This window comes from Exiguobacterium sp. A1_3_1 (genome assembly GCF_048985645.1).
GTDB lineage: Bacteria > Bacillota > Bacilli > Exiguobacteriales > Exiguobacteriaceae > Exiguobacterium_A > Exiguobacterium_A indicum.
On sequence record NZ_WBYY01000006.1, the window covers coordinates 1 to 11,621 of the forward strand.

The 11,621-nt window shown below is 47.1% G+C and carries 14 protein-coding genes and 1 riboswitch; of the genes, 6 read left to right on the forward strand and 8 right to left on the reverse strand.

The window, feature by feature from the left end; translation table 11 throughout:
- Both F8N00_RS01375 and F8N00_RS01380 read right to left on the reverse strand, forming a co-directional pair.
- Nucleotides 1-495 (reverse strand): FAD-dependent oxidoreductase (locus tag F8N00_RS01375; protein ID WP_421017625.1); only part of this gene is annotated, 495 nt, incomplete at its 3' end.
- A 32-nt stretch (nt 496-527) separates the two neighbouring features.
- The gene (locus tag F8N00_RS01380) at nt 528-1,496 is read right to left on the reverse strand and encodes a Gfo/Idh/MocA family oxidoreductase (RefSeq protein ID WP_058714048.1); all 969 of its coding nucleotides are present in this window, start codon (nt 1,494-1,496) and stop codon (nt 528-530) included.
- A 57-nt stretch (nt 1,497-1,553) separates the two neighbouring features.
- Here F8N00_RS01380 and F8N00_RS01385 point away from each other — a divergent pair, with 57 nt between their 5' ends.
- From F8N00_RS01385 to F8N00_RS01395, 3 genes are all read left to right on the forward strand, one after another.
- Complete coding sequence (locus F8N00_RS01385; RefSeq protein ID WP_075642780.1) at nt 1,554-1,808, forward strand: DUF5327 family protein; 255 nt, start codon at nt 1,554-1,556, stop codon at nt 1,806-1,808.
- Between the two features lie 60 nt (nt 1,809-1,868).
- Nucleotides 1,869-2,519, forward strand: a complete 651-nt coding sequence (locus F8N00_RS01390) for an SDR family NAD(P)-dependent oxidoreductase (RefSeq protein ID WP_023466746.1) — start codon at nt 1,869-1,871, stop codon at nt 2,517-2,519.
- A 75-nt stretch (nt 2,520-2,594) separates the two neighbouring features.
- A complete protein-coding gene (locus F8N00_RS01395; RefSeq protein WP_244150224.1) occupies nt 2,595-3,305 on the forward strand; it encodes a thermonuclease family protein in 711 nt (236 codons plus the stop codon).
- Nucleotides 3,306-3,346: 41 nt separating this feature from the next.
- Here the strand turns inward: F8N00_RS01395 and F8N00_RS01400 are convergent, their stop codons facing one another.
- The 4 genes from F8N00_RS01400 to F8N00_RS01415 all read right to left on the reverse strand — a co-directional run bounded on the left by F8N00_RS01400 (nt 3,347) and on the right by F8N00_RS01415 (nt 7,782).
- A complete protein-coding gene (locus F8N00_RS01400) occupies nt 3,347-4,324 on the reverse strand; it encodes a cation diffusion facilitator family transporter (protein WP_058714050.1) in 978 nt (325 codons plus the stop codon).
- 32 nt (nt 4,325-4,356) lie between these two features.
- A complete protein-coding gene (locus F8N00_RS01405) occupies nt 4,357-5,142 on the reverse strand; it encodes an SDR family oxidoreductase (protein WP_075642779.1) in 786 nt (261 codons plus the stop codon).
- Between the two features lie 17 nt (nt 5,143-5,159).
- A complete protein-coding gene (locus tag F8N00_RS01410) occupies nt 5,160-6,011 on the reverse strand; it encodes a GRP family sugar transporter (RefSeq protein ID WP_174316738.1) in 852 nt (283 codons plus the stop codon).
- A 142-nt stretch (nt 6,012-6,153) separates the two neighbouring features.
- Nucleotides 6,154-7,782: an ABC1 kinase family protein gene (locus tag F8N00_RS01415; protein WP_421017626.1), complete on the reverse strand. Its 1,629-nt coding sequence runs from the start codon at nt 7,780-7,782 to the stop codon at nt 6,154-6,156.
- A gap of 165 nt (nt 7,783-7,947) precedes the next feature.
- Between F8N00_RS01415 and F8N00_RS01420 the strand changes: the two genes are divergently transcribed.
- The gene (locus F8N00_RS01420; protein ID WP_023466752.1) at nt 7,948-8,553 is read left to right on the forward strand and encodes a trimeric intracellular cation channel family protein; all 606 of its coding nucleotides are present in this window, start codon (nt 7,948-7,950) and stop codon (nt 8,551-8,553) included.
- Between the two features lie 2 nt (nt 8,554-8,555).
- Nucleotides 8,556-8,924, forward strand: a complete 369-nt coding sequence (locus F8N00_RS01425) for a DUF423 domain-containing protein (RefSeq protein WP_023466753.1) — start codon at nt 8,556-8,558, stop codon at nt 8,922-8,924.
- Nucleotides 8,925-9,021: 97 nt separating this feature from the next.
- Here F8N00_RS01425 and F8N00_RS01430 read toward each other — a convergent pair whose 3' ends face one another.
- Both F8N00_RS01430 and hemQ read right to left on the reverse strand, forming a co-directional pair.
- Nucleotides 9,022-9,171: a hypothetical protein gene (locus F8N00_RS01430; protein WP_023466754.1), complete on the reverse strand. Its 150-nt coding sequence runs from the start codon at nt 9,169-9,171 to the stop codon at nt 9,022-9,024.
- A gap of 103 nt (nt 9,172-9,274) precedes the next feature.
- Nucleotides 9,275-10,051: a hydrogen peroxide-dependent heme synthase gene (hemQ, locus tag F8N00_RS01435; RefSeq protein WP_050677313.1), complete on the reverse strand. Its 777-nt coding sequence runs from the start codon at nt 10,049-10,051 to the stop codon at nt 9,275-9,277.
- A gap of 345 nt (nt 10,052-10,396) precedes the next feature.
- On the opposite strand from hemQ, the gene pta reads away from it, so the two are divergent.
- A complete protein-coding gene (gene pta / locus F8N00_RS01440) occupies nt 10,397-11,383 on the forward strand; it encodes a phosphate acetyltransferase (RefSeq protein WP_035399200.1) in 987 nt (328 codons plus the stop codon).
- Nucleotides 11,384-11,453: 70 nt separating this feature from the next.
- A riboswitch (purine riboswitch) is annotated at nt 11,454-11,553 on the forward strand.
- Nucleotides 11,554-11,621: the final 68 nt, after the last annotated feature.

The window sequence follows — 11,621 nt, forward strand, 5'->3', positions numbered from 1 at the left end:
ATATTCGACATAACGACCACCACCGACTAAATGTTCCGAACGTAATAGTGGCTCGTAACGTAATGTTTCTTCTTTACTGAGCATCGTCCGGCGTTCATTGCGTTTGACGCCTGCGAGCTGGTCATAGACGCGTAAGCCGATCGATGTCGAGAAGCTGCCGAACGTTCCGCCTTCGACGAGTGGAAGCATCATCCACTCCGGCGTCGTCACGTGTGGGGCGTTCTCATACACGATGGCACGTTCTTTTCCGACTTCGGCAACAAGTTTGATTTCGAACTGCTTCAGATAACGCAATCCACCATGGACAAGTTTCGTCGATCGGCTCGATGTCCCTTCGGCGAAGTCCTGCATCTCGATCAATCCTGTCCGCATGCCTCGACTTTGTGCGTCAAGTAAAATACCGGCTCCCGTGATACCGCCCCCGATGACGAGCACGTCTAAAAGTTCTTGTCCCATCTCTTCTAACCAAGCTGTCCGTTCCGTACTTGAAAACATCTTGTCTTCCCCCTGTTCGTCTGAATGGATAGTTAGTCTACTTCTATCCATGTACCCGATTTTGCACTCTTTTGAGCACGATCAATGATTTTCATGACGAGTTCAGCCTGTTTCGGAGAAACAGGTGGTGTTGTTCGCTGTCGAATGGCTGGGGCGAGATCTGTATAATAATCCCCAAATTGCCCGGAGACAAAAGGAAAGTCTTCAAGGGGACCGTTTGCTTCAGCCAATTGATACGTCGCTCGTTTCGTATCGACTTCATCGACGAAATAGCTAGCCTTTGTCCCGTGTACCATTAGCGAAGGACCAACAGCCGGAACGATGGAACCGATGTGCAAAATAGCGCGTCGCGTGCCGAATGCTAAAATCAAATGTGTATAGTCATCAACGATCCCACCTTGCCGTTGGATCGTTTGATCACAAAAGACGCGATCTGGTACTGCATTGAAGGCGACGAGTACTTGATCGATCAAGTGTGATCCAAGATCGTACAAGAGACCAGCACCGGGTACGTCCTGTTCGCGCCAACGATCCTCAACGTCTGGACGATAGCGATCATAATGCGCTTCGAACGTTTGGAGCGTGCCGATACGTCCGGATTCGAGTAAGGTCATCAGCGTTCGAAAGTCCTTCGTATACCGACGATTATGATAAACTGTCAGTAACCGATCGTGTACACGTGCTAGTTCCGTCAACGTTTCGGCTTCTTCAAGCGTGACAGTGAACGGTTTCTCGACGAGTACATCACAGCCCGATAGCAAAGCGAGGCGCGCAAGTGGATAATGTAGCTCATTTGCTGTCGCGATGACGACTAAATCGATTTGTTCTTTAGCGAGCAGGGCTTCAAGTGTCGAATAAACAGGTAGCGTCGCGTCATAAGCAGCGACTGCTTCCGGACGACTCGACTGAACAGCGACTAACTGATAATCAGGTGCGTGTAAATAAGGAGCATGTAAATGTTCACCGGCAATACCAAAACCAACTAAAGCGGTACGAATCATGGAAAACACATCCTTTTCAAGTTCATACCCTCAATCTACCATAAGGAGGAATACAAGATGATTACGGAACAACACATCATCGAAAAGATGCGTCAAGCGATGCAACGCATTGAGCAAACGACAGGAGCCGCGCAGAAAGAGCAGATTGCAGCAATGAAAACGTACTGTGAACTATTACTTGAATCTGAGGCGACATCAAGTTCAACGATATCGCTACCTACGTCAACACCAACAGTCGATCCGATGTTAGCGCGTTTCATGGGTGTTTCGCAGGAGAAAGAAGAAAAAGGCACTTCATTGCTCGATTTTTGAATGAAATGACGCGATTCAGGGAATAACCATCACAGTTGAAATGAGAAGGGGAGATACGTCATGAAAACAGTAATCGTCATCGGAGCAGGGCCAGGAAACGGATATGAAATCAGTAAACGATTCGGAAAAGAAGGCTTTCAAGTCGTTTGTGCGGCGCGGACGCAAGAAACACTCGCAGCCGTCATCACGGAACTAAAAGAAGCGGGTGTGGAAGCGGTTGGAGTGGAATGTGATGCTTCTCGAAAAGCCGATATCGCATCACTCATCGAATGGACAGAGGAGCAATACGGACAAGTCGATGTCTTAGTCTACAATGCTTCGATTTTACATCAAGCGTCTGTCCTCGAAGTTTCGGCAGAACAGATTACGAAAGAGTTCGAAATCGACGTACTCGGTGCACTGCATGCCGCACAACTCGTTGCTCCGTCGATGCAGGAACGGAAAGACGGCGTTATCCTGATTACTGGAGGCGGCGCTGCGATGCAAGCGATCAAATCGTTACCAGGGCTTTCAATCGGGAAGGCAGGCGTTCGCCAAGTGACGCATATGTTACATGATACGTTGAAGGAAGACGGTGTCTACGTCGGAACTGTCACGATTGCCGGGGAAGTGAAGCGTGGAACGGCACTTGATCCGAAAAATGTAGCGGAAGCGTTCTATCAACTTTATACTAACCGAAATGAAGTTGAAACGGTTCTTTCAGCAGACTAACGAATAAACAAGATAGCGTATGCGGGTTCGGGCTTTGACCGAATCCGCATTTTCATGGAAAGGAGCGAAACAGAAGTGAGACGATATGCAATGATGAGTCTACTTTTTTTATTCGTTCTCATCGGTTGTGCACCAGAAGAAACCGATTTGCTTGGCATCAAGCAACCGGACGACGAAAAAATCACGAAGGCGACGGTCGAACGCGTCATCGATGGGGATACGTTAAAAGTGAAGTTGGCGGATGGGAAAACGGAGGACGTTCGTCTACTCCTTGTCGATACACCAGAAACCGTCAAACCGGATACACCGGTTCAACCGTATGGAACGGAAGCTTCAGCGTTTACGAAAGAGACCTTACCGAGCGGGACAGCAATTCGGTTGGAGCGTGATCATTCCCGGACCGATCGATACGGAAGATTACTCGCATACGTCTGGTACGGCGATAAGATGTTGAATCAGGAGTTACTTCGAAAAGGACTCGCACGTGTAGCGTTCGTCTATGAGCCGGACACACGTTATGTCGATATGTTCGAACAGATCGAACAGGAAGCCAAGCAGGCGAAGAAAAAGATTTGGGAGCACGATGGCTACGTCACGAATCGTGGCTTCGACGCTCAAGCGATTACAGAAACGAAATCCTGCGAAATCAAAGGCAACATCAATCGGTCGGGTAAAAAAATCTACCATGTACCGGGAGGTCAGTCCTACGATGAAGTGAAGCCAGAGCAACGGTTCTGTACGGAAAAAGAAGCAGAAGAAGCTGGATTCGTCCGCGCTGCACGCTAATGAATGCAAACAAAAAGCCATCGAAATCGATGGCTTTTTGTTTATTCTACAGGTGGTGAGGGAGATTGATACTGCTGTACTTTATCATCTTCATCAAAGGAAATCGTGACATCGGTGACCCCTTTAAGAATTCGAATTTGTAGCTCCAGTCGATCCTTGATGTCGTCCGCTTGGGCAATCGTTAATTTAGGATCCACTTCAATCTCTGTCTCGACATGGAAGTGATCGCCTTCCTTGATGACTTCAAGCTTTTCAATATCACGAACCGCTTCATCACGTAATAGGATTTCACCGATTTTAGCAGTCAATACTTCATCAATCTCACCGAGTGCACCGGCAGCATTTTGAATAAAGACATTATAAACGACGTAGAACATCATCAGACCAATCAAAATCGATGCAATGCCCTCTGCTTGATAAAACGATGTGTAATGCGAAATCAGAACGGCGATGATCGCGATGATACCACCGAGAGTCGCAACAAGGTCTTCCATGAAGACAAGGCGTGTCGCTGGTTTTGCCTGCCCAAGATGGGTGAAGCTTTGTCCGACAAGCGTCAATCCTCGGGATTTGAGCCCGGTTTCATGAGCAATCTCGATCATTGCTTTATAAAAGACGCCGACTTCGAGGACGACACCAATTCCAAGTGCCGTCAAAATAATCCAAAGCCCAGTCGTCTCTTCGCCAGGACCGTGTGCGATATGCAAGATGCCTTCACGAATCGTCTCATACGCAAGGAGGGCGACGACGATGATTGCAGCAAGTAACACGAGGTTAACAAGCCGACCGAATCCGTTCGGGAATCGTTTCGTTGGTGCTTTTTTACTGAGAGCAGAACCGATATAGACGAAAAACTGATTCGCCGCGTCACCGATCGTATGCATCATTTCAGCGAACATTGCAACGTTCCCAGTCAAGATATAAGCGACGAACTTGATGATAGCAATGATCGTGTTGACGACAGCAGCAGCAAGTGCTGACTTATTGCCGCGACGTATCAATGAGAAAAAAGTGGCCATAAGCGGTTCTCTCCTTGTCTATTCAAAATAGGTTAACCGCGTCCTGCTTGGAACGATGGATAAAGTGTCATTCCGCCGTCCGCAAAGAGTGTGATACCAGTGACATAACTCGCTTCGTCCGACGCAAGCCATGCGGCAACGGCTGAAATTTCCTCAGGTTTTCCGATATTGCCCATTGGAATCATACTCTCGACTTCTTTTCGTTGTTCCGGATCTTCGAATTTTTCAGCGTTGATCGGTGTATTAATCGCACCAGGTCCAATCGCATTGACCCGAATTCCTTTTGGTGCATATTCCATCGCAAGGGTTTGTGTCATTAATTTAACGCCACCTTTACTTGCAGCGTAGTGGACGAACGTTGGCCATGGAATGATTTCATGAACACTCGACATGTTGATGATGCTACCTTTGACATCATGTTCGACGAAGTACTTCAGTGCTTCACGCGCACCAAGGAATGCCCCTGTTAAGTTGACGTCGATGACTTTTTGCCAGTCTTCGAGTGACATTTCATGAGATGCTGACGGCATCTCGATTCCTGCGTTATTGACGAAAACATCCAACTGACCAAAGTGAGCGACAGTCTCTTTGACGAGATTGATCATATCGTCTTCTTTCGAGACATCTCCTTGAATCGTGATGGCTTCGCCACCCTGTTCTTGAATCGATTCAGCGATTTTCTTTGCTTCTTCCGGATGACTGCGATAGTTGATGACGACACGCATGCCTTCCTCTGCATAACGGCGGACGATGGCTTCACCGATTCCCATTGATCCACCTGTCACGATGGCTACTTTTCCCTTTAAACTTTCATACATGATGCTTCACTCCTTCATTATTGTTTCGTAAATCCAATCATGATCCCACCAGCAACGACTAAAATACAACCGATGATGACGAAGGTCATTTCTTTCTTTGTCTTCGTTTCTTTTAGTAAGAGGACACCGCCAATCGTTGAGATGACGACTCCTGTTTGAGATAAGGAGAAGCTCGTTGCGACTCCGACTTTTGCTGTGGCAAACAGTAAAGCGACGTTCCCGACAGCCCACATGAGTCCACCGACTGTATTGCCGGCTGTTTTCTTCGTGAAGAGATCTCCTTCTCGTAAAGAAAGGAGAATCGCACTCACGACCATCCCGACAGCTTGTGGTAAGACTGCTTCCCATCCATTGATATCGAACCAACGGGCAATGACGACGTAGCCGACATACCCGACAGTCGAGATGAGGAGGAGCGTCAGTCCTTTTCCGATATTCTCATCTTCTTTACTCTTATCTTCCTTGTAAGACGTGAAAGCTGCTCCGGCAATGATCAATACAAGGGCACTGATTCCGAGAATCAACGCAGTTGTCGTTGACCACTCTCCAAAAGCGAGAACTCCAAACAACGATGTTCCGACGAGTTGCATCCCTGTTGAGATGGGCATCGTCTTTGAGACACCCATTTGACGGAATGCGGCAAACTGATTTTTTTGCCCGAGCGCCCAGAAGGCACCAGAAAAGAATCCGGCGACCCAAGCAGTCGTCGACATCTCTGGGCTGACAAAAAAGAAGGTGACGATCGCGAAAAGCAACGCACCCAGAGTCGTACCGATAATTTGTTGCGCCGTTGAACCTCCGATTTTTGAGACGACGAGCGGCAACGATCCCCACATTAATGCAGGAACGATGGCAATTAAAATATCAATCAAATGTTTCACCTCTCCTTACTGTTATCTCTCTACTTGAAGCTGTACCCCGCGAGACGCGAGGAAAAACCTCGAAGCGTGAAGAAGAATTATTCTGAAATAAAAAAACGCCCATCGAAATGGACGTTTACTGATATTTCGTTTATCGGAACGGTTCGTCAGCAATCCGGACGATTTGTCGTCCGATCCGTCGACCATTCCATAATGCGATGATGGCGATCGTCAAGGAAATGCCCATGACGTCGTACTGCGTAAAATAATAGCCGAGATAACTAAAGGGAAGACTGATGATCCCGACGAGTGAACTCGTCCACTGCCGGATTTTGAGTGATTCGATGTTCGCGACACGAGAGAACTTTTGTTGCTCCATGATCCGCCAACGCGTCGGTTCGCTGAGAGCGTCGTTGACAAGACGCGGGAAGGCGAGCAATCGCGCACCGTACGATCCAGCGATTTGCAGATAACGATTTTGGTTTTTTCCTTCATCATCGAGCCAACGCCGAACCATTGGTTTGGCTAACTCGAGTAGGTTGATTTGCGGTGAAAGAATCTGAAGAATCCCAAGAATCGTCGAGGCAGCACGACCGAAGAACGCAAACTCGGCAGGGAGCTGGATCGGTTCGTTTCGGACGAGCAATTCGATATCGGATAAGACCTTCTCAATCAGTTTCGTATCGACGTTTTCCATATCACTCTCGAGATAGAACGTGACCGCTTTTTCAATTGCTTGTCGGATATTTTGCTTATTCGCATTCGGCAACAGGAATCGTAAATCTTCGAGACCATCGACGATCGCATCATAATCTAATGTGACGAAGGATTGGAGGATTCGTTGAATCGCTCGCATGTCATCAGGCGTCGTCGCTCCAATCATCCCAAAATCAAGCAAGACGATTTTGCCGTCGGACTGGACGAGGACGTTGCCCGGGTGTGGGTCGGCGTGAAATTTCCCGCCGAACAGTAATTGCTCACCAGCGTTCAAGAAGAGATTACGCGCTAGTTCGTCACGATCAATCTGATGTTCCGCTAAATAATCGAGATCGGTGATACGTGTCCCGTCAATCCATTCCATGACGAGCACCCGATTCGTACAATGTTCTTCATAATAACTCGGAATATAGATGACAGGATTCGTCTCATACATTTTTTTAAAGTAGAGACCGTTTTTTAATTCAGTTCGGTAATTCAATTCATCACCGATGACGAAGACCATTTGGCGATACAGACTTTGTAAATCAGTCGATTTGTTTAATGAAGTCCGGCGTAACATGGCAATGACGATGCGCATGGCACGGAAATCGGTTTTGATGATTTGTTCGATGTTCGGTCGCTGAACTTTGATCGCAACTTTTTTACCATTTGATTTTAAGGTTCCGCTGTACACCTCACCAATCGAGGCAGAAGCGACAGGACGGGAACTGATATCCGAGATGATCTCTTCGATCGGCATACCCCAATCCTCTTCGATGATCTTACGTGACTCTCCAAGTTTACTTGAAGGAACTTTATCGACGAGTTCGGTCAGTTCCATCAAGACGGACGGAGGAAATAGATCGGCTCGAATCGACAAGAACTGACCGAGCTTGATCAGTAACCCTTCTAACCGTAATGCTTTTTTCTTATAGTCACGCGCAATCCGGATCATGATGCGCTCAAACTCTTCGTTGTTCGTACCTGGCCGGTTTTTCCGGGTGAATCGATAGATCGTAAAAATGTAACGTGCGAACATCGTCACGATGACGACGATGCGATAAAGCGCCCAACGTTTCATACGGTCACCTAGCTTCCTGTACAGTTTGTTTCAGTATAGGTTACTTTACCTAAAAACGTCACTCGCAAACGGTCGAAACGGTGACAGAAAATTAATGCTTTACGGAAACTAAAAAGAGAGTATAGTAAGTATTGGAATTTCTTTGTAGAAAGGTGAAATGTGCGCATGTCCTGGGACTTATTGAATATCATCGGCACGGTCGCTTTTGCGATGAGTGGTGCGATTGTTGCGATGGAAGAAAAATATGATTTATTCGGTGTCTGGTTACTTGCTTTGATCACAGCATTCGGCGGTGGTGCCATTCGTAATTTACTGATTGGTGTACCGGTATCCGCTCTCTGGTCGCAAGGTGGTCTCTTTTTAGTCGCGATTCTCGTTGCGTTGTTGATCTTCATGTTACCCCAGTTGTTCTTGCCGCACTGGACACGTTGGGGCGTCCTCGCGGATGCGCTCGGATTGTCTGCGTTTGCGATTCAAGGTGCTTTGATGGCGACAGCAAAAGGACTGCCATTGTCAGCAACGATTTCGGCTGCTGTACTGACTGGTGTTGGTGGTGGAGTGATTCGCGATTTACTCGCTGGTCGAAAACCACTCGTCTTGCATAAAGAGATTTATGCGATGTGGGCCGTCATGGCAGCACTTGTGATTGATCGCTTCCAATTGACGAATCCTCTACATTTGTTCACATTGCTCGGACTCATCACTGTTTTACGTATGCTATCGTATTATTATGAATGGAATTTACCAGCACGACGGTTAGGGGGAGAATAAGCATGAAAGTTTTCATTATGATTGGCGCGATCTCGATGATGTTATCGGTCGCACTAGGTGCATTCGGTGCACACGCCTTAAAAGATATGTTGACGGAACGGATGCTCGCGAACTGGCAGACAGGCGTACTTTACCAGATGGTACACTCGCTCGGTATCCTAGCACTCGGGGGACTCTTACTAAAAGCATCGATCCCGCAATGGTCGTTGGCTGCATGGCTGATGCTTGCCGGAATCGTCTTCTTCTCCGGTAGTCTGTACGTCATGGCATTGACGAATGTAACAAAACTGGGTGCCATCACACCGATTGGTGGCGTCTTGTTCATCGCAGCATGGATCTTTGTCGCAATTGGTGCCTACAAAGGATTATGAGGATTGACCGTTTTTCTTCCGTCATGGAGAAGAACGGTCTTTTTTTGTATGAAAAACGCCTACTCGCGATGGAGTAGGCGTAAGTATCAAAACGAGTTCATCGTTTTGTCGTTTGTGTTTTGTTTAGCTTCGATAATGCTTGCTCATAGCGATCCAGTACACGATCTGCAACCGGTTTCAGCTCTTTTGAAAGCACAGCGAATTGCAATTCACGCGATCGTGTCGATCGGTTCATAGCATTCCCCATGGTAATTCCTCCTTACGTAATCAACCTACTATTTTATAGCCTGTTTTGTAGCCGCAAGGAGTATATTCCCATGAGATATTTCAATCAAACGTCATTCAACACATTAAAGTGCAAAATGAGTATTTAATTGTTCACTTTCGAGACGGTTCCCGATGAAGAACTCACCAAACTCACCGTACTTCGCGCTGACTTCGTCAAAACGCATTTCATAGACGATTTTCTTGAACTGAAGAATGTCGTCTGAGAAGAGCGTGACGCCCCATTCCCAATCGTCAAATCCAGTTGATCCACCGATGATTTGCTGAATTTTCCCAGCATAACTCCGACCAATCATACCATGACGATACATGAGCTCTTTACGTTTCTCCATTGAGAGCGTGTACCAGTTGTCGCCATCGCGACGCGACTTGCTCATCGGGTAGAAGCAGATGTGCTTCGCTTGCGGCAAGATTGGATAGAGACGATCACGCACGTAAGGGTTCTCGTATGGGTTTCCTTCGCCTGAACCACGGTACGTACCGAGTTCGACGACAGAAACGTAAGAATACGTCGGGATCAAGTAATCATAGAGATCGAGTTTTTGCATTTTGACTTCGACGTCTTGGATTTGTTCCATCGTTGGACGAAGAACCATCAAGACGAGATCGGCTTTTTGACCGATGATCGTGTAAAGTGCATGGCTTCCGTCTTTTGTCGCTTCGACACCAGAAAGCTCTGAGAGGAAGGCTTGGAACTCTTCAATCATGCGCGCGCGGTCTGTTGCGTCGACTTGTTTCAAGCGTGACCAATCGATCCGGCGGAAATCATGTAATGTATACCAGCCGTCGAGTGTTTCAGCGGCTTGTTGCGTAGCAGTCGGTTCAGATGTTTGATGTTGCATGGGATGACCTCCTGAGTCTGAAATAAATTATCTTTTTCCATATCCTATCTTATCACATTCTGTTGAAACGCTTCGCCCGAAAAGGTCTTTATCCATGAGATCGTAACACATGAAAAAAGCAGAGAGTGGGTAAAAGGGGAAGTGGAGATTACGTTGCTTGGAAATAGTCTCTGTACCATTCTTGAAAATGACTGTAATAGTCGGTGAATATGGCTTCAGTGCTTTTGTTAGATAACTTTTTTGCAAATTGTTTTAACAACGATTGAGAACTGTGTATAATAAACGATGGAAAAGAAAATGGATCAAATCGACGACGTCGTGTTTACCTAAAAAGGAGAGAAACTAATGCAACTATTCGATATGTTAGAACAAAAGATTAAAGCGCACCAACCGAAAATCGTCTTCCCAGAAGGAATTGACGCGCGTGTTCTTGGCGCAGCTGTCCGTTTGAAGAAAGACGGTCTCGTCACACCGGTCGTCATCGGACCACGTGTACAAATCGAAGAAACAGCAGCAGCAAACGGAATCGATGTCACGGGACTTGATACGATTGATCCTGCTTCTTACGCTGGAATCGATGAGCTCGTCGCATCGTTCGTTGAGCGTCGTAAAGGGAAAGCAACAGAAGAGCAAGCACGTGCTGTCATCTTAAAAGACGTGAACACGTTCGGTACGATGCTCGTTCATACAGGGCAAGCAGAAGGTCTTGTATCGGGGGCCATGCACGCAACAGGCGATACAGTTCGTCCAGCACTTCAAATCATCAAAATGCAAGAAGGCTATAAAAAAACATCAGGCGTCTTCATCATGGTACGTGACGATGAGCAATACGTCTTCGCAGACTGCGCAATCAACATCGCACCAGATGCGAACGATCTAGCAGAGAACGCAATTGCATCTGCGAAAACAGCGAAAACATTCGGTATCGACCCGAAAGTAGCATTGCTCAGCTTCTCGACAAAAGGTTCAGCAAAATCACCAGAGACAGAGCGCGTCGTTGAAGCAACTCGCATTGCTAAAGAACGTGCACCAGAGCTTGCAATCGATGGCGAACTCCAATTCGATGCAGCATTCGTTCCAAGCGTCGCGAAATCAAAAGCACCAGAATCAGATGTCGCAGGTCAAGCGAACGTCTTCATCTTCCCAAGTCTTGAAGCTGGAAACATTGGCTACAAAATCGCACAACGTCTTGGTGGATTTGAAGCAATCGGTCCGATCCTTCAAGGGTTGAACAAACCGGTCAACGATCTTTCACGCGGTTGTAACGAAGAGGATGTTTACAAACTCGCGATCATCACGGCAGCACAAGCGGTCGAAGAACGCCAAGCCTAAATACGGTGTGAAAAAGTCTTTACTTTTTCGCTAAACCCCGTACAATGGTACACATCACGAAAATCACGAAACGTAAACGTATAGCAACGCTCGTATAATAGTGGGAATTGGCCCACGAGTCTCTACCGGATCGCCGTAACGGTCCGACTACGGGTGGTGAGTTACTGCTCTCTTTTTTGGCGTACAGTGGCTGCCCCCGGGTAGCGGCTGTACGTTTTTTCGTTTTTAAAGAGGAGAA

Bases quoted from the DNA above. Each gene is read 5' to 3' on its own strand.
- F8N00_RS01390 (WP_023466746.1), top strand. From the start codon at position 1,869: ATGAAAACAGTAATCGTCATCGGAGCAGGGCCAGGAAACGGATATGAA.
- F8N00_RS01420 (WP_023466752.1), top strand. From the start codon at position 7,948: ATGTCCTGGGACTTATTGAATATCATCGGCACGGTCGCTTTTGCGATG.
- F8N00_RS01385 (WP_075642780.1), top strand. From the start codon at position 1,554: ATGATTACGGAACAACACATCATCGAAAAGATGCGTCAAGCGATGCAA.
- F8N00_RS01430 (WP_023466754.1), bottom strand. From the start codon at position 9,171: ATGGGGAATGCTATGAACCGATCGACACGATCGCGTGAATTGCAATTC.
- F8N00_RS01415 (WP_421017626.1), bottom strand. From the start codon at position 7,782: ATGAAACGTTGGGCGCTTTATCGCATCGTCGTCATCGTGACGATGTTC.
- pta (WP_035399200.1), top strand. From the start codon at position 10,397: ATGCAACTATTCGATATGTTAGAACAAAAGATTAAAGCGCACCAACCG.
- F8N00_RS01405 (WP_075642779.1), bottom strand. From the start codon at position 5,142: ATGTATGAAAGTTTAAAGGGAAAAGTAGCCATCGTGACAGGTGGATCA.
- F8N00_RS01425 (WP_023466753.1), top strand. From the start codon at position 8,556: ATGAAAGTTTTCATTATGATTGGCGCGATCTCGATGATGTTATCGGTC.
- F8N00_RS01380 (WP_058714048.1), bottom strand. From the start codon at position 1,496: ATGATTCGTACCGCTTTAGTTGGTTTTGGTATTGCCGGTGAACATTTA.
- F8N00_RS01400 (WP_058714050.1), bottom strand. From the start codon at position 4,324: ATGGCCACTTTTTTCTCATTGATACGTCGCGGCAATAAGTCAGCACTT.
- hemQ (WP_050677313.1), bottom strand. From the start codon at position 10,051: ATGCAACATCAAACATCTGAACCGACTGCTACGCAACAAGCCGCTGAA.